General features: G+C 62.2%; 25 protein-coding genes. 16 read left to right on the forward strand and 9 right to left on the reverse strand.

Going from position 1 to position 19,754, the window contains the following annotated elements; genetic code table 11:
• Positions 1–29 precede the first annotated feature (29 nt).
• Both AMK05_RS02405 and AMK05_RS02410 read left to right on the forward strand, forming a co-directional pair.
• Entirely contained in the window at positions 30–734 is a 705-nt protein-coding gene (locus AMK05_RS02405; RefSeq protein WP_064836207.1) for an SDR family oxidoreductase, read from the forward strand.
• Between the two features lie 8 nt (positions 735–742).
• Positions 743–1,351 (forward strand): pyridoxamine 5'-phosphate oxidase family protein, encoded by a 609-nt coding sequence (locus AMK05_RS02410; protein WP_064836209.1) that lies wholly within the window; start codon positions 743–745, stop codon positions 1,349–1,351.
• Between the two features lie 56 nt (positions 1,352–1,407).
• On the opposite strand, the gene AMK05_RS35460 is transcribed toward AMK05_RS02410, so the two are convergent.
• Both AMK05_RS35460 and AMK05_RS35065 read right to left on the reverse strand, forming a co-directional pair.
• Positions 1,408–1,743 carry a hypothetical protein gene (locus AMK05_RS35460; RefSeq protein ID WP_082935609.1) on the reverse strand — a complete coding sequence of 112 codons (336 nt, stop codon included), beginning with the start codon at positions 1,741–1,743 and terminating at the stop codon, positions 1,408–1,410.
• 67 nt (positions 1,744–1,810) lie between these two features.
• The gene (locus tag AMK05_RS35065) at positions 1,811–2,872 is read right to left on the reverse strand and encodes a hypothetical protein (protein ID WP_082935610.1); all 1,062 of its coding nucleotides are present in this window, start codon (positions 2,870–2,872) and stop codon (positions 1,811–1,813) included.
• A gap of 138 nt (positions 2,873–3,010) precedes the next feature.
• Here AMK05_RS35065 and AMK05_RS35940 point away from each other — a divergent pair, with 138 nt between their 5' ends.
• Together AMK05_RS35940 and AMK05_RS02420 are read left to right on the forward strand one after the other, a co-directional pair.
• Entirely contained in the window at positions 3,011–3,142 is a 132-nt protein-coding gene (locus AMK05_RS35940; protein ID WP_257784954.1) for a hypothetical protein, read from the forward strand.
• On the forward strand, positions 3,142–3,729 hold the full coding sequence (locus AMK05_RS02420; RefSeq protein WP_064836211.1) for a hypothetical protein: 588 nt from the start codon (positions 3,142–3,144) through the stop codon (positions 3,727–3,729). The genes AMK05_RS35940 and AMK05_RS02420 overlap by 1 nt, the downstream gene beginning before the upstream one ends.
• A 30-nt stretch (positions 3,730–3,759) precedes the next feature.
• Here AMK05_RS02420 and AMK05_RS02425 read toward each other — a convergent pair whose 3' ends face one another.
• Positions 3,760–4,509 carry a class I SAM-dependent methyltransferase gene (locus AMK05_RS02425; RefSeq protein WP_064841240.1) on the reverse strand — a complete coding sequence of 250 codons (750 nt, stop codon included), beginning with the start codon at positions 4,507–4,509 and terminating at the stop codon, positions 3,760–3,762.
• 268 nt (positions 4,510–4,777) lie between these two features.
• On the opposite strand from AMK05_RS02425, the gene AMK05_RS02430 reads away from it, so the two are divergent.
• The 3 genes from AMK05_RS02430 (at position 4,778) to AMK05_RS02440 (ending at position 6,112) form a co-directional block, all read left to right on the forward strand.
• Positions 4,778–5,098 (forward strand): hypothetical protein, encoded by a 321-nt coding sequence (locus AMK05_RS02430; protein WP_064841241.1) that lies wholly within the window; start codon positions 4,778–4,780, stop codon positions 5,096–5,098.
• A 191-nt stretch (positions 5,099–5,289) separates the two neighbouring features.
• Positions 5,290–5,661 carry a hypothetical protein gene (locus AMK05_RS02435; protein WP_064836213.1) on the forward strand — a complete coding sequence of 124 codons (372 nt, stop codon included), beginning with the start codon at positions 5,290–5,292 and terminating at the stop codon, positions 5,659–5,661.
• Positions 5,662–5,815: 154 nt separating this feature from the next.
• Complete coding sequence (locus tag AMK05_RS02440) at positions 5,816–6,112, forward strand: hypothetical protein (RefSeq protein ID WP_064836215.1); 297 nt, start codon at positions 5,816–5,818, stop codon at positions 6,110–6,112.
• Here AMK05_RS02440 and AMK05_RS02445 read toward each other — a convergent pair.
• Positions 6,106–6,366, reverse strand: coding sequence for a hypothetical protein (locus tag AMK05_RS02445; RefSeq protein WP_064836217.1), 261 nt, complete (start codon positions 6,364–6,366; stop codon positions 6,106–6,108). The two genes, AMK05_RS02440 and AMK05_RS02445, sit on opposite strands and share 7 nt — an antisense overlap.
• A 32-nt stretch (positions 6,367–6,398) precedes the next feature.
• Here AMK05_RS02445 and AMK05_RS02450 point away from each other — a divergent pair, with 32 nt between their 5' ends.
• The 6 genes from AMK05_RS02450 (at position 6,399) to AMK05_RS02475 (ending at position 13,217) form a co-directional block, all read left to right on the forward strand.
• On the forward strand, positions 6,399–7,070 hold the full coding sequence (locus tag AMK05_RS02450; RefSeq protein ID WP_064836219.1) for a class I SAM-dependent methyltransferase: 672 nt from the start codon (positions 6,399–6,401) through the stop codon (positions 7,068–7,070).
• Between the two features lie 19 nt (positions 7,071–7,089).
• Entirely contained in the window at positions 7,090–7,725 is a 636-nt protein-coding gene (locus tag AMK05_RS02455; protein ID WP_064836221.1) for a TetR family transcriptional regulator, read from the forward strand.
• 234 nt (positions 7,726–7,959) lie between these two features.
• Positions 7,960–8,841 (forward strand): aldo/keto reductase, encoded by an 882-nt coding sequence (locus AMK05_RS02460; RefSeq protein ID WP_064836223.1) that lies wholly within the window; start codon positions 7,960–7,962, stop codon positions 8,839–8,841.
• A 611-nt stretch (positions 8,842–9,452) separates the two neighbouring features.
• A complete protein-coding gene (locus tag AMK05_RS02465; RefSeq protein WP_064836225.1) occupies positions 9,453–10,730 on the forward strand; it encodes an alpha/beta hydrolase in 1,278 nt (425 codons plus the stop codon).
• A gap of 145 nt (positions 10,731–10,875) precedes the next feature.
• On the forward strand, positions 10,876–12,126 hold the full coding sequence (locus AMK05_RS02470; protein WP_064836227.1) for an NAD(P)/FAD-dependent oxidoreductase: 1,251 nt from the start codon (positions 10,876–10,878) through the stop codon (positions 12,124–12,126).
• A gap of 53 nt (positions 12,127–12,179) precedes the next feature.
• The gene (locus AMK05_RS02475) at positions 12,180–13,217 is read left to right on the forward strand and encodes a 4-hydroxyproline epimerase (protein ID WP_064836229.1); all 1,038 of its coding nucleotides are present in this window, start codon (positions 12,180–12,182) and stop codon (positions 13,215–13,217) included.
• A gap of 38 nt (positions 13,218–13,255) precedes the next feature.
• Here AMK05_RS02475 and AMK05_RS02480 read toward each other — a convergent pair whose 3' ends face one another.
• From AMK05_RS02480 to AMK05_RS02495, 4 genes are all read right to left on the reverse strand, one after another.
• Positions 13,256–13,636, reverse strand: a complete 381-nt coding sequence (locus AMK05_RS02480) for a TfoX/Sxy family protein (RefSeq protein ID WP_064836231.1) — start codon at positions 13,634–13,636, stop codon at positions 13,256–13,258.
• Positions 13,629–13,991, reverse strand: coding sequence for a nuclear transport factor 2 family protein (locus tag AMK05_RS02485; RefSeq protein WP_064836233.1), 363 nt, complete (start codon positions 13,989–13,991; stop codon positions 13,629–13,631). Before AMK05_RS02485 ends, AMK05_RS02480 begins: the two co-directional genes overlap by 8 nt.
• Entirely contained in the window at positions 13,988–14,569 is a 582-nt protein-coding gene (locus tag AMK05_RS02490; RefSeq protein WP_064836235.1) for a TetR/AcrR family transcriptional regulator, read from the reverse strand. Before AMK05_RS02490 ends, AMK05_RS02485 begins: the two co-directional genes overlap by 4 nt.
• A gap of 389 nt (positions 14,570–14,958) precedes the next feature.
• Positions 14,959–16,509, reverse strand: a complete 1,551-nt coding sequence (locus tag AMK05_RS02495; protein WP_064836236.1) for a putative bifunctional diguanylate cyclase/phosphodiesterase — start codon at positions 16,507–16,509, stop codon at positions 14,959–14,961.
• Positions 16,510–16,540: 31 nt separating this feature from the next.
• On the opposite strand from AMK05_RS02495, the gene AMK05_RS34320 reads away from it, so the two are divergent.
• From AMK05_RS34320 to AMK05_RS02505, 3 genes are all read left to right on the forward strand, one after another.
• On the forward strand, positions 16,541–16,807 hold the full coding sequence (locus AMK05_RS34320; protein WP_143535795.1) for a hypothetical protein: 267 nt from the start codon (positions 16,541–16,543) through the stop codon (positions 16,805–16,807).
• A gap of 156 nt (positions 16,808–16,963) precedes the next feature.
• Entirely contained in the window at positions 16,964–17,968 is a 1,005-nt protein-coding gene (locus tag AMK05_RS02500) for an NADP-dependent oxidoreductase (RefSeq protein WP_064836238.1), read from the forward strand.
• 72 nt (positions 17,969–18,040) lie between these two features.
• Positions 18,041–19,135 (forward strand): alkene reductase, encoded by a 1,095-nt coding sequence (locus tag AMK05_RS02505; protein WP_064836240.1) that lies wholly within the window; start codon positions 18,041–18,043, stop codon positions 19,133–19,135.
• A 14-nt stretch (positions 19,136–19,149) separates the two neighbouring features.
• Here AMK05_RS02505 and AMK05_RS02510 read toward each other — a convergent pair whose 3' ends face one another.
• Positions 19,150–19,743, reverse strand: coding sequence for a TetR/AcrR family transcriptional regulator (locus AMK05_RS02510; protein WP_064836242.1), 594 nt, complete (start codon positions 19,741–19,743; stop codon positions 19,150–19,152).
• Between the last annotated feature and the right edge of the window lie 11 nt (positions 19,744–19,754).

The following is a 19,754-nucleotide window of genomic DNA, read 5'->3' on the forward strand; positions in this document are numbered from 1 at the left end:
GCTTCGCAATTCAACGATTGGAGGCTCCGATGTCCAAAGAAAAAGTCGCTCTCATCACCGCAGGGGGTTCCGGCATGGGTGCTGCCGCCGCAAGGAAGCTGGCCGCGGACGGCTATCACATTGCGGTGCTTTCCTCGTCGGGCAAGGGCGAGGCGCTCGCCAAGGAATTGGGCGGTGTCGGTGTCACCGGCTCGAACCTGGTGAATGGCGATGTGAAGCGGCTCGTCGATCTGGCCATGGGGAGATGGGGGCGGATCGACGCACTGGTCAATTCCGCCGGCCATGGGCCGCGCGCGCCGATCCTCGACATCACCGACGAGGACTGGCACAAGGGCATGGAGGTCTATTTCCTCAGCGCCGTGCGGCCGATCCGGTTGGTCACGCCGATCATGGAAGCCCAGGGCGGCGGCGCCATCGTCAACATCTCGACGGCATGGGCTTTCGAGCCGTCGGCGATGTTTCCCACCTCGGCCTTCGCCAGGGCGGGGCTGGCAAGCTTCACCAAGATTTTCGCCGATACCTATGCGGCGAAGAACATCCGCATGAACAATGTCCTGCCCGGCTGGATCGACAGCCTGCCCGCCACCGAGGAACGGCGCGACAGCGTGCCGATGGGCCGCTATGGCACGTCCGAGGAAATCGCCGCGACCGTCGCCTTCCTGCTCTCCGAGGGCGCCGGCTACATCACCGGCCAGAACATCCGCGTCGACGGCGGCATTACCCGTTCCGTCTGAGCCAGACCATGGAAGCAGATCATGAAGTCGCGCCGCCGAACCTCGCGGATATAGACGCTTCCGCATGGCGGGCGCTTGAAACGGCGGCGACAAGCCCGCAGTCGGGTTTCCGGTTCTTGAACCTCTGCTCGGTGGATTCAGAGGCGAGGCCGCAGGCGCGCATGGTGGTCTTGCGGCGCGCCGACGGTCCATCACGGGTTCTGGAATTTCACAGCGACAGCCGCAGCCCGAAATGGCTGGAGCTTTCGGCAAATCCCCATGTCACGGTCCTCGGCTTCTCCACGCAGACGCGGCTGCAGTTTCGGCTTCAGGGAACGGTCGAACTGCATGCCCCCGGCAGCGAGCCGGCGAACGACGCCTGGGACAAGCTCTCAACCTGGACGCGGACGACCTACACCGGCGGTCCGCCCGGGGACGAGTGTGGTCTTGACATGATCGACGAGGCGGTTCTGCCGAAGCCTGCGGATGACGCGAAGGGAAAGCCGCACTTCGGCCTGCTGATCTTTCGCGCCCGCACGCTGGACTGGTTCCAGTTGCGCCGGCAGGGCAATCGAAGGGCGCTGCTGACCTATGAGGAGACGGGCGCGCTTGCGGCCTGTCGATGGGTCAATCCATGACGAGGGCTATGACATTGGACCATGACAGGGGGCCATGACACGGGGTGGGCGCGCCCTCATGGGCGCAGCCGGACGACGATCGAAGCTCCAGGGACGCGCAATTGTTCGGCCATCGCCTGCAGATCTTCCCCGTCCGTTCCCGCCAGAACAATACGGCCATCCATGATCGGCTCCCGCATCCAGGATTCGATGACGACCTTGTCGTTGATCAGCAACTGCGTTTGCCGTCCCAATGCGGCTTGCGTGAAATCGCGGAATTTGGCGGCGCTTTCCGGCGTGAGCACGATAGTCAGCCCCCGGTCGTAAGAGATGGGGGACTGGGCGACCTCGGCGCTCTTCACCGCCAGCGCGACAGGCGCGATCGCCTCAGGCCCGGCATTGCCCGTCGCCACCGTCTCTTGCGATGCTGGTGGCGAAGGCGGCGTCGAAAGCGCATCGAGTATGCCTGACCCCGCCTTTTCAGATGGCAGCGGCTCGATATGCAGATCGGGCCTCTAAGACCTTGGCCGTCAGCACGGCGGGGAGCGGCAGGCGCGCCGGCATGTCGTCCCGCAATATGTGGGTGTAGGTGCGCAGCGTAAATCCGCCTGTGGTCACGCTCACGATCTCGGTGGTTTCGACCGTTGAACCATCGTCCAGCGACACGACGAATGTGACGCTTCGGGTCTTGCCGGCGCGTTTGATGGATGCCAGCTGATCGGAGGTAAGGTTCTTTACCCGTTCGGGAAAGGCCGCCATCATCTTTGCGATCGCCGGCTGCTGCGACTGGCTGAAGGCCGCTGGATCGACGTCTTCGGACATGGAAAGGGTCGCCATGCGCGCGGCCGCGTCGGTGGACTCAAGGGTCCAGGTCGACGCTACGGTGACATTGACGCCGCTATAATCCTCGATCCGCGACCCTGCCGCGGGCTGCCCGATCTGCATGAGCTGGTCCTGATGGAATTGTCCGGTCGCAAGCAGCTGCGCCTCCGGCGCCAAGGCGGTGACAATCAGCAGCGGGTTTTGCTCTATCTTGCCGATGATGCCAGTGACGCCGTTCTCCGAGGTCGCGGCCCCACCCGGTCCATTGGCGGCCATCTCCCGCATATGCGCCAGGATCCGATCGACGCCGAACAGATTGGTGGGAAAGCCGTTCAAATCCGTTTCAAGTTCGAGCGAGCTTGTGCCATAGGCCGTCAGGGAATTCTGATAGAGCAGGTTCATCTGATAGCTGTCGGCAGGACCGGCGGTGCCTTCCGGCAGCTCGGCATTGAGGGACCAGCGGACGCGCATGCCGTTTTCATCCCGCGACAGAACCGTCATGCGGGGGTGAAATACGCCGCGCGCCGTCACCGAGGCGCCCGGCTTGTCGAACCAGAACGACATGTCGCTTTCGGTGGCTTTTTGCACGCTGTAGCCATGCTCGACGCCGGTCGCCGGCGCATAACCGGGGATGGTGACGCCATCCTCGGACTGTGCCGGGCCGGAGAGCGTGACGCAGACGCAAAACCAGACAAGTCTTTTCCACCGTGGTAATTTCATGCTGGCTGGCCTCTGACATCCCTGCCGAGATCCTAGCAGGAAGACCTCGGTGATATAAGATCAAAGATAAGAATATTTTCCTAGTTTGTGAATGATGCTTGCGCTAGGTTGCACGCAATTGCAACCATGGAATGCTGAATGTCGAGCAAATTTTTTCCCGTTGTCGAGGTGGTCGTCTGGACGCGCTTCGGCCGGCGCCTGCAGAATTCCCGGCCTCGCAAGGTTGGCGTCTTGCCGAAGGATCGACCGGCAACGACGGCGAAGGGCTGATGGTGGAATTCAACCCGCGCGACAAGAGCCGAACCACTGCCGGGAAGACGCGGGCGATGGTGCGCAAGCATACCGCGCCGCCCGGCGGGAGCGATGACGGCAGCCTCCGCTGGCAATGGCTGACGATCCAGCTGCTGGAATCGCCGGCGTTCACGACGTTGAGCGCCAATGCCTGCCGCGCCTTCTTCCGCATCGTCATCGAACACACCGCCCATGCCGCTCTCGAAAACGGCAAGCTTGTGGTGACCCATCCCCAGTTCGTCTCCTACGGTGTCACCGGCGAATATGTCGCCGATGCGCTCGATGAGCTGGCCTATAAGGGGCTGATCAAAGTTCACCGCGGCCGGGCAGGCAGCGGGGTCGCGCATCCCAACCGGTTCACGCTGACATTCGTCGGTGACCATGAAGGTGCGCCGGCGACCGACGAGTGGAAACAATGCACGGTGGAAAGGTGCCGGAAATGGTCCGAGACCGACCGCAAACTTGCCGCCGACAAACGTGGGCGTGTCGGCCGGAAGAAAAAAACGCCACTTCGGGATCCCGAAATCCCACCGCTTCGGGATCCCGAAATTCGCCGCGCTTCGTGAGCTGTGACCCTCAGGAAAGAGTGAAGGATTTCAATGCCGCAGCCAATTTCGGGATTCCGAAGTGCTATATAGAGTTTGGTGGGGACGCAGGCACTTTGCCACGATCAGGAACTCCGTCTCCCGCCCGCCGATCCTTCCGGCCGAAACTGTGCGAAGCAGAAGGCCGAAAGCCTCATAAAGCCAATAAAGCGGGGGAATCCGGTCCTTGAGCGCATGCACCTGCGTCGACACATACTCGCCGACGAAGACGATATCCATGCCGAGCTCCTTCAAAGTCCCGGCAATCTCCGAATGGGATGCCTCGGCGGCGTGCTCGACACGAAAGGGGGCATAACCCGGCTTTCCTGCGTTTTTCTGCCGCAGGACGTAGCGATAGAACAGGACGTGGGTCCACCAGGGCGTAAGGTCGGTGAAGATCCCTTTGGCCGAGTTCAGGATCGGACCCTTGACGAAGACCAGACCGCCGGGAGACAGGGTGTCATGGGCTCTGAGCAGGGCGGCGCGCGGGCTTTCCAGATGTTCGAGGACGTCCCAGAAGACACAGGCGTCGAAGCGGCGATCTCCATAGTCGATGGTCTGCGCATCGCCGAGAATCCGCTCGCAAGCGTCCCGGTTCCTCTCGAGCTGCTCCTTCGAGATATCCAGGACCGTATATCTCGCGCCTGCCAACGGGATATGCGTGCGCGAGCCGCCGCCAACCTCAAGAATGTCGGTGTTGATCTTGCTGGAAAACGCTGATTGCGCATGCGACAGCGCGTCGTTTACCCACGGCGAAGCCATCATCGTCCCTCCCCGGAGAGATTAGCGTCTGCGACCATAAGTAAGCATTAATATAATATTTAAGCAATATTTAACTTAAGAAGTCGATTTGCCTAAAGCGCGTTGCGTCAAACTTGATTCATGCGACGCGCTTTAGCTCTTTGTTTTCACGCATGTCGTTGCCGCAAAACCGCGGCACACTTTTGCGCGACATGCTTTAGTTTCGCGCAATCTTCCTGATGTACCCGCAGGTCTGATGATCTCAGAGGCGCTGCGGCCGGAGGAATGCATGATGGTGGGAATTTTTCGGGCCCTGGCCGTCCTGACGATGATGACGGCGCTTGCCGGCTGCATCGACCATGCCAATGATCCGGTGCTCCTGGCGGTCGGCGTACCGGTCAATCCGCCTGCAGTTGCGCACGGCCTTTGCATGACCGACGGCAACGCCATGTATCGTGAGGCGAGGAGACAGTATGAGCTGCGCGCCCAGCTGACTGGCTATGCCGAGGCCGATGAGCTGGAGGCGGAAACGATAGCGCGCGCTGCGGCCCACCGGCAATATGTCGCCTGCCTCTCCGGCCAGGGCTACCGGACATTATACGCGGATTGAGAACAGAGAATTCGTAATTCCGCCCGAGCGCCGCTTGAGCTCTTGCACCGATCGCGGCTTTTCACGTTTTTTGGCGATTTGGTCACGCCGGATCGCCTGCAATCACGAGTTTTGGAAGTTGCATGTGAACCGGGAACTCCGCGGCCGAGAAAGGCATTTTCATCAGGTAAATCCACTAAGGAGGGTTTATCATGAAGATGCTCAGACTTATCCCTTCCGCCACAGTGCTCAGTGCCATTCTCGCCCTCGCGTCGATCGCTCCAGCGCAGGCGGCACCCGTCCAGGCGGTTCGGCCGCCGGATGTCCAGTCCGCGAAAATGGTTCAATATAAACCACATGCCGGATCCTGGCATGGCTATCAGGGTTTTCGCACCGAGCGCCCCGGCACCCGCCGCCATTCCGACGGTTACTGGTATCCGCTTGCCGCCTTCGGCGTCGAGGCCGGCACCACGGGCTCAATCGTTCGCCAGCCGGTGAACAGACCGGCAGCCCCGGAAATGTGCAACCCTACGTTTTCTGGATCGATCGGTCCCGGCAGCATGCCCTGCGATAACGGCTATTGAGCCGGCAAATGAAAGAGGCGGCGATGAGCCGCCTCTTTCTCGATCATGGGGCCGCTCACATATCCGTGACCTCCATTTTGGCGCCGTAGTATGTGACAGATCGCCTTCCTAACTCCGGGGCGTAAATTCCCTGAATCCTCCCAAGGAGACGATTATGACCACCACCTTCAAGACCGGCGTGGCCGCCACCGCCCTCAGTGTAATCCTCGGCCTCTCTGCCTTTTCGGCCACGGCAGCTCCCCTCCAGTCGAGCGCGACGGAGCAAGGTGCGACAGCGCGCCCGGTTGCGCAGGAAACCAAGGTTGAACATGACAGGCGCACGACCGGTTCGATCGGCGAGCGCGCGGAAAGCATGGGTTCGACACACTATATGATGAACCCGAAGAAGCCCCTCAACATGGATTGCAAACTCGGCTTCAACCCGACAAGCAGCTCCAGCTGCAATTATTGACGAGCGCTCGGCCGTTCGCGGCTGAGTTGGCAGACTTCGTCGGCAATCTGGAGGCGGCCATTTAGGGCCGCCTTCTGCGGTAGAGCGCCGGTGCAATCGTCCTGCATAAAATCTTGCATCAACTGCAAAAATGCAATAAGTAAAAAATTAACGGAGATTTTCGACAGGAAAAGCCGTGCAAATCGCCTGCACCTCAAGATGTTCGACGCGCCTGCCTTGGAATTGCCATGCTCGCCGCGATGGTCGCTTTTCATAATCAAACGAATTTCAGACAGGTGGGATAGTCATGACCGCAAAGGCTGCATGCTCCGATTTCCTGCATTTTTTCCGCTCCTGGATCAGCAACCCCCTGCGCGTCGCCGCCATCGCGCCCTCGGGCGATTCGCTTGCCAGGATCATGACCAGTGAAATTGCCGCCCTCGACGGGCCGATCATCGAGCTCGGCCCCGGCACCGGCGTCTTCACCCGGGCGCTGCTGGCGCGCGGGGTCAGCGAGGCGGATCTGACCCTGATCGAGTACGGCCCGGAGTTCATCACCGCGCTGCAGGCGCGTTTCCCGATGGCGCGCGTGCTGCAGATGGATGCCGCCCAACTCGCTCATGCCGATATTTTCGAGGGGGAGCCGGTCGGCGCTGTTGTCAGTGGCCTGCCGCTTTTGTCCATGTCGCCGCGCAAGATCGCCTCGATCCTGGCCGGCGCCTTCGCCTATATGCGGCCGGGCGGGGCCGTCTATCAGTTTACCTATGGCCCGCGCTGCCCAGTGCCGCGGCCGATCCTCGACCGTCTCGGCCTGAAGGCGGTGCGCATCGGCGGCACGGTGCGCAACCTGCCGCCGGCCTCCGTCTACCGGATTTCCCGCCGCAAGCCGCTGGAACTGTCGCGCGAGCGTTTCAGCTATCGTGAGAGCGACGCTGAACTCGACGATGTCGCCGCCTTCTCCAACGAGACCGGCGGCTGACCGATGATGCCGGGCGGAAATGGCTGACAGCAAACGGACGGCGACTGGGGAAGGCCGACGGCAACGCAAGCGGCGGCAGACGCGCGAGCGCATCGAGCAGGCGGCGGTGAGCCTCTTTCTCCAGCGCGGTTTCGAGACCACGACCGTCGAAGACATCACCGAGGCGGCCGACGTCTCCAAGCGCAGTTTCTTCGATTATTTCCCCTCCAAGGAAGAGGTGGTGTTCGCCTGGCAGGATGGCTTCGCCGATCGGCTGATGGCGGCGATCGCCGCAAGGCCGGCAGAAGAGCCGTTGGTGGCTGCGGTCGAGGCGGCGATCACCGCCACCGTCATCGCCGCTGTCGACGAGCGCAGTCTGGCGCTTGGTGAACTCATCCATCGCACGCCGGCCCTGAAGGCCCGCGACCAGCTGAAATATGCCAGGCTCGAACAGAAGCTCGCCGAGGCGCTGCTTCTGCGCAAGGGAAATGATCCGCAGGAGCGGTCGCGCATGCACATCCTCGCCGCGGTCGTCATCGGCGCGCTGCGCGTCGGAGCCGAACTCTGGCGGCAGCGCCCGCCGGATGCTGCGCCGCAGGATATTGCCCATGAGATATTCGCCGAGCTATGGACGATCCTGGCGGAATTCGGCGACGAGGCGAAGGCCGGGCGTTGATGCGTCTCGATGAAACCGCGCGCCCTGTGGCATTTTCAGCGCCGTCCCTGTCCGGGCCTGCGGCGCCCTCCTATATGTGCAAGCGTCGTCACGGCATTCTCAATATCACCATGATGAGCGGATCATCATGCCCGCATCGCTTTCGGCCAGGCGCCCCGCCATGGCAGGTGAACCGGGCGGCACCCGACCGCTCCACCGACTTTAACGATTTCATTGACCAGGAGAGGAAAGATCATGTCCAGTCATAACGCAGCCAAGTCAGGCACCTTCAAGATCGGCGGCGAGATCGCGGTCAACCGTCTCGGTTTCGGCGCCATGCGCATCACCGGCAAGGGCATCTGGGGCGAGCCGGACGATCATGCCGAATCCATCCGCACGCTGCAGCGCCTGCCGGAACTCGGCGTCAACTTCATCGATACCGCCGATTCCTATGGCCCCGACATTTCCGAATGGCTGATCAAGGAAGCGCTGCATCCCTATGGCGGCAAATCCGTCGTCGCCACCAAGGGCGGCCTGACCCGTCACGGCCCCGATATCTGGCTGCCGGTCGGCCGCCCGGAATATCTGATCCAGCAGGCGCATAAGAGCCTGCGCAACCTGGGGCTCGAGCAGATCGACCTTTGGCAGCTGCACCGCATCGATCCGAAGGTGCCGGCCAAGGAGCAATTCGATGCGATCAAATCGCTGCTCGATGCCGGCCTGATCCGCCATGCCGGCTTGAGCGAAGTCTCCGTTGCCGACATCGAGGCGGCCTCGAAACACTTCAAGGTCGCCACCGTGCAGAACCGCTATAATCTGGTCGACCGCACCAGCGAGGACGTGCTCGATTATTGCGCCAAGCAGAATATCGGCTTCATCCCCTGGTTCCCGCTCGCCGCCGGCGATCTCGCAAAACCCGGCTCCTTGCTCGATACGATCGCCAAAAAGCACAATGCCGCGCCAAGCCAGATCGCGCTCGCCTGGGTGCTGAAACGCAGCCCGGTCATGCTGCCGATCCCCGGCACCTCGAAGGTCAAACATCTCGAAGAAAACGTCGCGGCCGTCGATATCACGCTGTCGGACGAGGAGTTCTCGGCGCTCGATGCCGAGGGCCGGAAAGTGTTCAAGGCGGCGTGAGGGGGGCTGACCGGCGGCGCCCAAGACCCCTCCCCAACCCCTCCCCACAAGGGGGAGGGGCTAAGGTGCCGCACCGCTTTACATAAACTCTATCGTATCAATCCGTCGAACGGTAACAGCCAGCAAGACCTCTGCTTTTGGTCGCCGCCGGACACCACAGCTTAGTCCCTCCCCCTTGTGGGGAGGGGGTGGGGAGGGGTCTTGGACTGGGCGAACCATCGGCGATCGGTGAGGCCTCATTTTTCAGCAGAATTTAACCACTTGGTCAAACATGCCGCAAAATGAGGCGGCTGTCTGTGGTTTTGAGGGCAAGCATTGCGTCTAGCGCATTGCTGCATTGCGGTATTTTCGCTATTCCCGATCAAATGAATGGGGTATCACTATCTTCGTAAGCAGCGCACTCCTCCTCCCAGCGCTCTTACATCGGACTGACAACACTCCTCCTCCCAGTTGTCGGTCAGGATCAAGAGCCTGGCGCACCTCCTCCCGCGCCAGGCTCTTTTCGTTTTCCTAATCAAGCTCTTCCTGCTCCGCAATTTGACTCCGCAGCCGTCGTCGGCCTATTTGAACGCGCGCCGCCTGTCGGTGCGCGAACCGGTTGGAGTTTGGTCATGATCGGCAAATGGCGCGGCCCGCGGGCGGCTCTGACAGGTCTTCTGCTGGCGGTGTTTGCGCTTGCCGGCTGCGGCGGCAGGCCGGTCGGCGTCATGCAGGCGGCCGGCAGCGTGCCGCCCGGCACGTCGAAGGTCGATCTTCTCGTCGCGACGACGCGCGCTGCCGACGACAATCCCGCCGTGCTATTTTCAGGCGAACGCGGCACCGGCCTCACCGTCAATGCCGTCGATGTCTCGATCCCGCCCGAGGCCAACCGCAAGGTCGGCCAGGTGCAGTGGCCAAAGCGGCTGCCGGCCGATCCCTTGCGCGATTTCGTCACCGTGTCGGTCGATCCGCTCGAAGGCGAGCGGGCGGGCGAGACCTGGCTGAAGGGCCATATGCCTAGGAGCCGCCGGGTGCTGGTCTTCGTCCACGGCTTCAACAATCGCTATGAGGACGCCGTCTACCGTTTCGCCCAGATCGTTCATGATTCGCATGCCGACGTCGCGCCGGTCGTCTTCACCTGGCCCTCGCGCGCCAGCATCTTCGATTATAATTACGACAAGGAAAGCACCAACTATTCCCGCGATGCGCTGGAGGAGCTGCTGACCCGCACCGCCGCCAATCCCGCCGTCAGCGACGTCACCATCATGGCGCATTCGATGGGCACCTGGCTGACCGTCGAAGCGCTCAGGCAGATGGCGATCCGCAATGGTCACGTCGCGTCCAAGATCAACAACGTCATCCTCGCCTCGCCGGATCTCGATGTCGACGTCTTCGGCCGCCAGTTCGCAAGCCTCGGCAAGGACCGGCCGCACTTCACCATCTTCGTCTCCAGGGATGACCGGGCGCTGGCGCTGTCGCGGCGCATCTCCGGCAATGTCGATCGCCTCGGCCAGATCGATCCTTCGGTCGAGCCCTATCGCAGCAAGCTTGAGACGGCCGGCATCACCGTGCTCGATCTCACCAAGCTCAAGGGCGGCGACCGGCTGAACCACGGCAAATTCGCCGAAAGCCCCGAAGTGGTGAAGCTGATCGGCGACCGGTTGATTGCCGGCCAGACGATCACCGATTCCAATGTCGGCCTCGGCGAGGCGGTCGGCGCGGTGGCGATGGGCGCTGCCCAGACCGCCGGAAGTGCCGTCAGCGTCGCCGTCAGCACACCGATCGCCATCTTCGATCCGCGCACCCGCCGCAATTACGACGCCCAGCTGAAGCGTCTCGGCCAGTCGATGAACAACACCGTCGGTTCGGTCGGCGACAGCGTCGGCGCCGGCCTGCCGGAAAGCCAGTAAAAATTCCACCGCGCAATTCCAGCAAAAGTGCCCGGCGGTTTTGTCGGGAAAAGCGCAAGACGGAAATTCTCTAGGCATCACCACCGATCTGATATATCAGGGTGGCGAACGGCAATTCTGTCTGCCGTCTGGGTGGGTTGATAGCATGGCGGATGAGACGAGGAAGAGGGTGGTTGTCGTCGGCGCGGGCGTGATCGGCGCCTCGATCGCCTTCGAGCTGCAGCGGCGCGGACTTGCGGTGACGCTGATCGACAAGGGCGAGCCGGGACGCGGCACCTCATTCGGCAATATGGCAAGCATCGCGCTCGATTTCGCCGCCGGCTCGGGCCCTTCGACCTGGAAGAAAATGCCCGGCTGGCTGCTCGATCCCGAAGGTCCGGTCTGGCTGCGGCCCTCCTATGCCGCCAAGATGCTGCCCTGGTTCCTGCGCTTCCTTGCCGCCGGCCGCCCGTCGCGCCTGAGAGAGATCGAGGATGCCGGCATGAACCTGTCGCAGCGCGCGCTTGGCGATTTCAGGCAGATGCTCGAGGCGATCGGCGCGCCCGAGCTGATGACCGACGAGGGGTGTCTGGCGATCTACGAGACCGAGGCGGAATTTGCCGCCGACCGCGGCCATCTCGCCATAATGCAGCGCTACGGCCTCGAATTCGAGGTGTTGAGCAACGGCGCCATCCAATATTATGAGCCGGCGCTTTCGCCGTCGATCGCCAAAGCCGTTCTGCTGCCCGACAACAAGTCGATCCGCGATCCCTATCAGCTGGTGGTAAAGCTCTTCGACGCGGCTAAGGCCGCCGGCACGCGCTTCGTTTCCGGCACCGTGCGGAATATCGAGCGCAAGGGCGATGGCACGGCCGTCGTTCTTCTCGAAGACGGCGGCCGCATCGAGGCCGGTTCCGTCGTGCTGGCCGCCGGCGTCCACACGCGCTTCCTCGCTGAAAAACTCGGCGAGCCGATCCCGCTCGAAACAGAGCGCGGCTATCACACCCAGATCATGAAGCCCGGCATCTCCATGCGCTATTCGATGATCTGGCCGGCCCGCGCCTTCATGGTGACGCCGACGGCGGGCGGCATCCGCGTCGGCGGCAATGTCGAACTTGCCGGTCTCGATGCCGCGCCCGATTTCCGCCGCCCGCGGGTGTTGGTGCGCCACGCCCAGCGCGCGCTGCCTGGACTGAAACTCGAGGAGGCAACGGACTGGATGGGCCACCGCCCGGCGCTGCCCGATACCATCCCGATCATTTCCCCGTCCTCGAAGATGCCGGGTGTTTTCTATGCGACCGGCCACGGCCATCTCGGCCTGACCTATGCCGCGACGACAGCGCGGCTGATCGGCGATATGGTGACCGGGCTCAAACCATCCCTCGACATCGCCCCGTTCCGCATAGACCGATATTAGGATTTACTGTCGATGGCGGCGTCGGCCGTCACATCCGAACTGGAGTTTACGACATGAGATGGAAGCGCACGATCCAGCTGCTGGATGTCCATGCCGAAGGCGAGATCGGCCGCGTCGCGATCGGCGGCGTGCCGAAGATCCCCGGCGACACCATCGCCGCCCAGCTGCATTGGCTGAACACCGACCCGAAGGGCGACGAGCTGCGCCGCTTCCTCTGCCTGGAGCCGCGCGGCGCGCCGATCGGCTCGGTCAACCTGCTGCTGCCGGCAAGACATCCCGACGCGGATGCCGCCTTCATCATCCTGCAGCCCGACCAGGCGCATGCCAGCTCCGGCTCGAATTCGATCTGCGTGACGACGGCGCTTCTCGAAGCCGGCATCGTCGAGATGCAGGAGCCGGAGACGGTGGTGACGCTCGAAACCGCGGCCGGCCTCGTCAAGGCGACGGCAACCTGCCGCGACGGGCGCTGCGAAAAGGTCAAGCTCACCATGGTGCCCTCCTTCGTGCATCAGCTCGATGTCGAGATCGACACGCCGCATTGGGGCAGGATCAAAGCCGATCTCTGCTACGGCGGCATCTTCTATGCGCTTGTCGATGTCGGCCAGATCAATCTCAAGATCGAGAAGGCCAACGCCGCCGGTCTCGTCCAGGCCGGCATGATCCTGAAAGAACTGATCAACCGCGACATCAAGGTCGTCCATCCGGAAATCCCGGCAATTTCAGGCGTCGCCTATGTCATGTTCCGCGATACCGAGGCCGACGGCACGGTGCGCACCTGCACCACCATGTGGCCGGGCCGGGCCGACCGCTCGCCCTGCGGCACCGGCAATTCCGCCAACCTCGCCACGCTTTATGCCCGCGGCAAGGCCAAGGTCGGCGATAGCTTCACCTCGAAATCGATCATCGGCTCCGAGTTCGAGGTCGGGCTGCAGGCGGTGACTGAAGTGGCCGGCCGCCCGGCCGTCATCCCCACAATCACCGGCCGCGGCTTCACCTTCGGCCTGACCCAGGTCGCCCTCGACCCCTTCGACCCGCACCCCGGCGGCTTCGCGCTCACGGATGTCTGGGGGCCATCGGCGGGAGAGATCTGAACGTCTTAAGGCCATGGTGGGCCGGGTGGACATCGGCATCAGCCAGGCAGGCTGACGGCGAGGGTGGCTGTTGAACGTTTGCGGGCAGGCCGCGGGGTCGCGTCAAATGCGCGCTCCGAGCACCTGCGCAGCAGCGAGGGATCGTCGACCACATGCGCCGGCACCGCGTAATAGCGGCGAACCGTGACCTCCCTGCCGGCAGCGCGGTAGCTGAACGGTTCGGAGCCATCTGCTTCGAACTCCGCGCGCATCGCGGCGTCGACGCGCAGATATAACGTGCCCTTCATGACGAACCCGAACTGCGCGCCGTTTCGGACGAGGGCGGATCCGCCGAAGAACCGCCTTATATCGATGGCGCCCGGTGGGGCGATCTGGCTCGCAAATTCGAGCGCCAGGCTGCGTGTCGCCTCGTTACCCATGGTGCCGCCCCGCCAGAGGATCGAAGAAGCCGGTGATCGCGCTGAGCCGGCCATCGGACATGGCAGCGAAACTCGTCCCCGTTTGCAGGACGGTCTCGTCCTCGTGGCGCAGTTCCCAGCGTGCCAGCGAGCGTTCATTGTGATGGAGGACGCCCAAAATTATGAACCGGCCTGCCGGTACGCTCTCCTTGAAACCGGCCATGTAAGCCGCGAGACCGGCTCGCCCAGCGATCGCTCCATTCGGATCGCAATAGGTCACATCGTCGGCGAGGCATGCCAACATTTCCGGCTCGCGTGCGTCAGCGTCCAGCGACCAGATGGCCGCATATCGATTCCATAGCGCCTCAGGCGTCATAACAGTGTCTCCAGTTGATTGAATTCGTCTTCGATCGCCTGCCGCAGGCTGGCCTTGTCTTCGCCGCCGCGAATGAGCACGAGCAGGCCTTGATAGAAGGCAAGGAGGCGGACAGCTGTCCTGTCGGCCTTGGTTCTGTCCGTTTCGCGGGCCAAGCTCGGCGGCTCGCCGAGCCTCGAGCGGAACGTGCTGCGAAGAAGACCGAGCGCTGCCTCGACACGGGGATGCGTTTTGACGTCACCGCCGAACTCCACAGCCATGTTGGTAATCAGGCAGCCCAGGGAGCCATTGTCGGGCTCATGCAGCAGTGAAAGGAACAGTTCGCGCAAGCCTTTAAGGCCGCTCCCCGGCGGCGCAAATCGCTCGAGCCGCCCCTCCAGGACCGCCCGATTGTAATGTCTGAACGCCGCGTCGAAGAGCCCGGCCTTGTCGCCGAAGGCGTGATAGATGCTTCCGCCTTTGAGGCCTGTCGCCTCTTCGAGGTCTCGGATCGACGCACCTTGATAGCCGTGCTTGCGAAAGACCTGCATCGCCCCCTTCAGCACCGCCTCCTCCTCGAATTCCCGCGTTCTGCCCACACTCGCCTCTGTTCTTTATTGGTCGTTCTAGAATGACTGATCAAGAATGCGAATGCAAGAGCCTTTCGTGGCTCATTCGTAAACACCACGTCCGGTGGCCTTTGCTCACGCTGGGTGCGCTGCATCGCGCTTTCGGATGGGATAGGATGACGTTAGCGGAGCATCCTGGCCGTATTTGCATAAAGTGTGGGCTCGCTGGCCTGGATCACTGCATGGGCGGCGCGCACCTTGGCCGCAGAATGCCCGCCTTTTCCTTGCAGGCATTTGTGGGGCACCACAGGATGGGCTCTCTGAAATGCAGGCGTTCCGGAGGGCGAGGTGTTGGTGTTGCGTGCTTGATTGAAAGCGCCAACCTCTCCTTCGGCCCGACAGACGAACGGATCGTCCCATCAACCGCGCTGCAAAATCCTGCTGCCAATCTGATCTGCGGTGGTGATTTCCTCGATCGGCGCCGGTCTGCCCAGCAGATATCCCTGGCCGATGTCGCAGCCGAGAGCCTGGAGCCGCTGGAGCTGGCTCTCTTCTTCGATGCCTTCGGCCGTGATCGTCACGCCCAGTCCGGCGCCGAGAGCGATAATCGCCTTGATCACCTTGTCCTGCTTGTCATTGGTCTCGAAGGAAGCGACGAAACTCCTGTCGATCTTGATCTTGTCGAACCGGTAGCTCGACAGCTGCGAGAGGCTGGAATAGCCCGTCCCGAAATCGTCGAGCGCAATCCGGACTCCCGCATTCACCAGATCGTCGAGGACAATCCGCGCCGTGACGGCGTCCTGGATGATGGCGCTCTCCGTTACCTCGAGCTCGACCCGATGCGCGGGCAGACCGACATCGCCCAAGATCTTGAGGATTCTGAGGCCCAGCAACCGGTCGCTCAGCTGGATCGGAGAGAGGTTGAACGACAGGACAAACTCGCTTGGCCAGGACAGCGCATCGGTGCAGGCGCAGCGAAGCAGCCGGTCCGTCAATTCGACGATCAGGCCGGCATCCTCGGCCACGGGAATAAACTCGCTCGGCGGGATGAATTCGCCGGACGCCGTTTTCCAGCGCGCCAGCGCCTCGAAGCCGATGATCTTCTTCGCCTTCAGGTCGACGAGCGGTTGATAATAGGGAACGATCTGGCCGTTGCGGATGGCCGTCCGCAGATCGCCTTCTATTCGGATGCGTTTCGCCAGCTCGTCCTGCATCTCGGGCACGAAGGGCTTCACCAGATTGCGCCCCTGCTTTTTCGCCACATACATCGCGCAGTCCGAATGCCGGATGACTTGGCCGAGCTCCTCGCCGTTCTCCGGATAAAGTGCGAAGCCGACGCTGGCGCCGAGATCGACGGCGGCGCCATTGAATGTGAACGGCTTGCCGATCGCGCTGACGATGCGGTTCCCCAAAGCGACAAGATCGGGATTTCCGATGCGCCGCGCCAGAACCACAAACTCGTCTCCGCCAAGGCGGAAAACGTGCTCGCGGGGAAAGAGCAGGGAGAGCCGCTGTGCGACGGTCTTCAGCACAGCGTCACCGTGATCGTGCCCCAAGAGATCGTTGACCTTTTTGAAGCCGTCGAGATCGATGCTGAACACGGCATAGGTTTCTTCTGCCCTTTGATCGGTCATCGCCTGGGCGCATAGGGAATCCAGAAATCTGCGGTTCGGCAGCTCGGTCAGCGTGTCGTGACAGGCAATCCAGTCGACGTTCTTTTCGGCCTGCAGCCGGCGGTCAACCTCCCTCGACAGATCCCGGATCCGCAGTGCGGAATAGATGAGCCCCAGGAACCCGGAGATATTCAGGGCAAGCAGCCCGTGATCAAGCGGATAATCGTGATGCCGTTCGATGAACTCATCCAGCCCCTCATGCCAATGGAAGCACCAGGAGAGGCCGAAGAGAAGCAGGAAGATCGCGAGCCAAGCCAATATCTCCATCTGGGGTCTGGTCGGTCGGATGCGGGGCATAGAACAGGCTCCTGTTGTGTGAAGAGCCCTCATGGCCAGTTCGCAGGACCGCATCGTCCCAGGCGGTGGTCGAAGACCGCCACAACTCATTCGGGCGGAATTGAGAGGCCGGCTTGCCGTCGTCGATCAAGCGCGCACCGGCACGTCCAAAGATATCTTTGAACGTCCAAGGTTAATGGCGGGTTGCCTAGACGAAGCCGCGGGCATTTGGCTGCGCACAACGGATAGCTTTCCCGCAAATCGGATCATGCCTCGAACCAAAAATCCGCTTGACAATTTTGATGACGACTATCATTAATCACCTATGATGATGAATGTCATTAAAATAATTGCGTCAATCCGCCGGCCGTCGGGGTATGACAGGATTTTCCAGAACCACGGCGATTTCGTGCCGAAGGCCTTTTCGTTCCTTGGCGCCTGACGCCGCAACCGACTTCGAATTGGAGAAAGCCCCGTGAAGGCATTCGTCGTTGATAAGTACAAGAAGAAGGGCGCTTTGCGCCTGGCCAGCCTGCCGGAACCGGAAGTGCAGGACAATGCTGTCCTTGTCCGGATTCAGGCCACGGCAGTGAACCTGCTGGACTCCAAGGTCCGGGACGGAGAATTCAAGCCTCTTCTTCCCTATCGTCCGCCCTTCGTCCTCGGGCATGACGTTGCCGGAACAGTTGTCAAAGCCGGACCCAGGGTGAAGCGGTTCAAGGTCGGTGACGAGGTCTATGCACGGCCGCGCGACCATCGGGTCGGCACATTCGCCGAATTCATTGCCATCGATGAAGCCGATGTGGCGCTGAAGCCGAACAACCTTGGCATGACGGAGGCGGCGTCCATTCCGCTGGTGGGGCTGACCGCCTGGCAGGCGCTGGTCGAGGTGGGCAAGGTGAAGCCGGGCCAGAAGGTCTTCATTCAGGCCGGTTCCGGCGGCGTCGGGACGTTTGCCATCCAGCTCGCCAAGCACCTCGGCGCGATGGTGGCGACGACGACGAGCGCCGGGAATGCCGAGTTGGCGAGAAGTCTCGGAGCGGATGTGGTCATCGACTACAAGACCCAGGATTTCGAAAAGATCTTGTCGGGCTACGATCTCGTGCTGAACAGCCAGGACCCGAAGACGCTCGAAAAATCTCTGGGCGTGCTCAAGCCGGGTGGCCGGCTCATTTCCATTTCCGGTCCGCCCGATCCGGCATTCGCGAGCTCGCTCGGTCTCAACCTGTTCCTGAAACTGGTGCTGCGCCTGCTGAGCCGCGGGGTTCGCAAAAAGGCGAAGCGTCTCGGCATCCACTATTCATTCCTGTTCATGCGCGCCGACGGGCGGCAATTGGGTGAGATTTCCCGCCTGATCGAACAAGGCGTGATCCGGCCGGTCGTCGACAAGGTGTTTCCGTTCGAGAAGACCGGCGATGCGCTGGCCTATGTCGAGACCGGGCGCGCCAAGGGCAAGGTGGTCATCGCGGTCGCAGACTGAGGTCGACCTGACCGAGATGGCGCGCGTCCTGAGACGAACGCCGGAAATAACTTCCAACTCTGAAAGTGACAAATGACCAGCAAGAAACTCTTTGAGCCTTCCGTACTCGGCTCGCTCACCCTATCCAACCGCATCGTCATGGCGCCATTGACGCGCAACAGAGCAGGTGTCGGGTTTGTGCCGGGCGATCTCATTGCCGAATATTATGCGCAACGGGCCTCGGCCGGCCTGATCATCTCGGAAGCGACCCAGATTTCACAGCAGGGTCAGGGCTATCAGGACACGCCCGGCATCTACACGCCGGCGCAGATCGACGGTTGGCGCAAGGTGACCGACGCGGTGCATGCCAAGGGCGGCCGCATCTTCCTGCAACTCTGGCACGTCGGTCGGGTATCGCATGTCGACCTGCAGCCGGATGGGCAGCCGCCCGTGGCGCCCTCCGCCATCAGAGCCGAAACCAAGACCTTTGTGAACGATGCCTTCGTCGATGTGTCGGCCCCTCGGGCGCTCGAACTGCGCGAGATCTCCGGCATTGTCGAGGATTTCCGCCGGGCCGCCGCCAATGCGATTGCCGCCGGCCTCGATGGTGTCGAGGTTCACGGCGCAAACGGCTACCTGCTCGACCAGTTCGCCAGGGACGGGGCCAATAGCCGCACCGACGCCTATGGCGGCTCGATCGAAAACCGGGCACGGCTGACGCTCGAGGTAACGGCTGCGGTCGTCGAGGAAGTGGGAGCGGAGCGAACCGGAGTTCGGATTTCACCTGTGTCGCCGGCCAATGGAATATCCGCAACCGATCCGCAGGCGCAGTTCAACTACATCGTCGAGAAGCTCGACGAGATGGGCATCGCCTACCTCCATGTCGTCGAAGGTGCGACGGGCGGGCCGCGCGATGTTGCACCCTTCGATTACCAGGCGCTTCGCCACAGGTTCAGGAACACTTATATCGCCAATAACGGCTACGATCTGGAACTCGCCACCGCGAGGCTGGAGCAAGGGCTCGCGGATCTGTTCGCCTTTGGCAGGCCGTTCATCGCCAACCCGGATTTTGTCGAACGCCTGAAAGCCGGTGCATCACTGGCCAATCTCGATATGGCGACGCTCTATGGCGGGGGCGCGGCGGGCTATACGGATTATCCTGAAATGGCCGCGCCGGTCGGCGCCTGACGGGATAGGGCCGCCTATACGGCGGCTCTATTATCCCGCGTTCGATTTTTGATGGCGTCGCGGCAATCCGTCAGGCAGGCGTCGAGCAGTTCGTCCGCCAGCGGGGAATCGTCCGGGCAGGCCCTCGACAGCACGATCGCACCGACGGCCTGAGCAAGGATGGTGATGGCTTGCGCGCGGCCCCCGGCGCCGGAAGCGTGATGTTGTGCAAGACCGCCCTCGATCGCGCGCACCAGCCTATCTATTCCTGCAGCAAAAACGGCCTTCGTTTCCTCGGGCTGCCGAGCGGCGTCGCAGCTCAGCGCTGCCGCGGTGCACCCCTGGCCGCGCCCATCCCGGTGCTCGCGCGCGAGATAAAGTTCCATGACGGCGAGGACGTCATAACCGGCATAGCGCCTCAAGGTCTCGCTCAAACCATTCTCGGTCGCCTCCGCGATCAACTCCTCCTTGGAGCGGAAGTGATTGTAGAAGCCGCCATGGGTGAGCCCCGCGCGCTCCATCAACTCCGCCACGCCCACGCCATCGAACCCGCGCTCGCGAAACAGCTCTGACGCGGTGGCGATAATCCGCTCGTGGTTTTCCTGCTTCTTTTCCTTGGTGATCCGCACCTTACAGCCCT

Source organism: Rhizobium sp. N324 (genome assembly GCF_001664485.1).
GTDB lineage: Bacteria > Pseudomonadota > Alphaproteobacteria > Rhizobiales > Rhizobiaceae > Rhizobium.

Bases quoted from the DNA above. Each gene is read 5' to 3' on its own strand.
- AMK05_RS02425 (WP_064841240.1), bottom strand. From the start codon at position 4,509: ATGGCTTCGCCGTGGGTAAACGACGCGCTGTCGCATGCGCAATCAGCG.
- AMK05_RS35065 (WP_082935610.1), bottom strand. From the start codon at position 2,872: ATGAAATTACCACGGTGGAAAAGACTTGTCTGGTTTTGCGTCTGCGTC.
- AMK05_RS02450 (WP_064836219.1), top strand. From the start codon at position 6,399: ATGACCGCAAAGGCTGCATGCTCCGATTTCCTGCATTTTTTCCGCTCC.
- AMK05_RS02430 (WP_064841241.1), top strand. From the start codon at position 4,778: ATGATGGTGGGAATTTTTCGGGCCCTGGCCGTCCTGACGATGATGACG.
- AMK05_RS02460 (WP_064836223.1), top strand. From the start codon at position 7,960: ATGTCCAGTCATAACGCAGCCAAGTCAGGCACCTTCAAGATCGGCGGC.
- AMK05_RS02485 (WP_064836233.1), bottom strand. From the start codon at position 13,991: ATGACGCCTGAGGCGCTATGGAATCGATATGCGGCCATCTGGTCGCTG.
- AMK05_RS02405 (WP_064836207.1), top strand. From the start codon at position 30: ATGTCCAAAGAAAAAGTCGCTCTCATCACCGCAGGGGGTTCCGGCATG.
- AMK05_RS02495 (WP_064836236.1), bottom strand. From the start codon at position 16,509: ATGCCCCGCATCCGACCGACCAGACCCCAGATGGAGATATTGGCTTGG.
- AMK05_RS02420 (WP_064836211.1), top strand. From the start codon at position 3,142: ATGGTGGAATTCAACCCGCGCGACAAGAGCCGAACCACTGCCGGGAAG.
- AMK05_RS02410 (WP_064836209.1), top strand. From the start codon at position 743: ATGGAAGCAGATCATGAAGTCGCGCCGCCGAACCTCGCGGATATAGAC.
- AMK05_RS02435 (WP_064836213.1), top strand. From the start codon at position 5,290: ATGAAGATGCTCAGACTTATCCCTTCCGCCACAGTGCTCAGTGCCATT.
- AMK05_RS02465 (WP_064836225.1), top strand. From the start codon at position 9,453: ATGATCGGCAAATGGCGCGGCCCGCGGGCGGCTCTGACAGGTCTTCTG.
- AMK05_RS02470 (WP_064836227.1), top strand. From the start codon at position 10,876: ATGGCGGATGAGACGAGGAAGAGGGTGGTTGTCGTCGGCGCGGGCGTG.
- AMK05_RS34320 (WP_143535795.1), top strand. From the start codon at position 16,541: ATGGCCAGTTCGCAGGACCGCATCGTCCCAGGCGGTGGTCGAAGACCG.
- AMK05_RS02475 (WP_064836229.1), top strand. From the start codon at position 12,180: ATGAGATGGAAGCGCACGATCCAGCTGCTGGATGTCCATGCCGAAGGC.
- AMK05_RS02480 (WP_064836231.1), bottom strand. From the start codon at position 13,636: ATGGGTAACGAGGCGACACGCAGCCTGGCGCTCGAATTTGCGAGCCAG.
- AMK05_RS35940 (WP_257784954.1), top strand. From the start codon at position 3,011: ATGTCGAGCAAATTTTTTCCCGTTGTCGAGGTGGTCGTCTGGACGCGC.
- AMK05_RS02455 (WP_064836221.1), top strand. From the start codon at position 7,090: ATGGCTGACAGCAAACGGACGGCGACTGGGGAAGGCCGACGGCAACGC.
- AMK05_RS02505 (WP_064836240.1), top strand. From the start codon at position 18,041: ATGACCAGCAAGAAACTCTTTGAGCCTTCCGTACTCGGCTCGCTCACC.
- AMK05_RS02440 (WP_064836215.1), top strand. From the start codon at position 5,816: ATGACCACCACCTTCAAGACCGGCGTGGCCGCCACCGCCCTCAGTGTA.
- AMK05_RS02445 (WP_064836217.1), bottom strand. From the start codon at position 6,366: ATGAAAAGCGACCATCGCGGCGAGCATGGCAATTCCAAGGCAGGCGCG.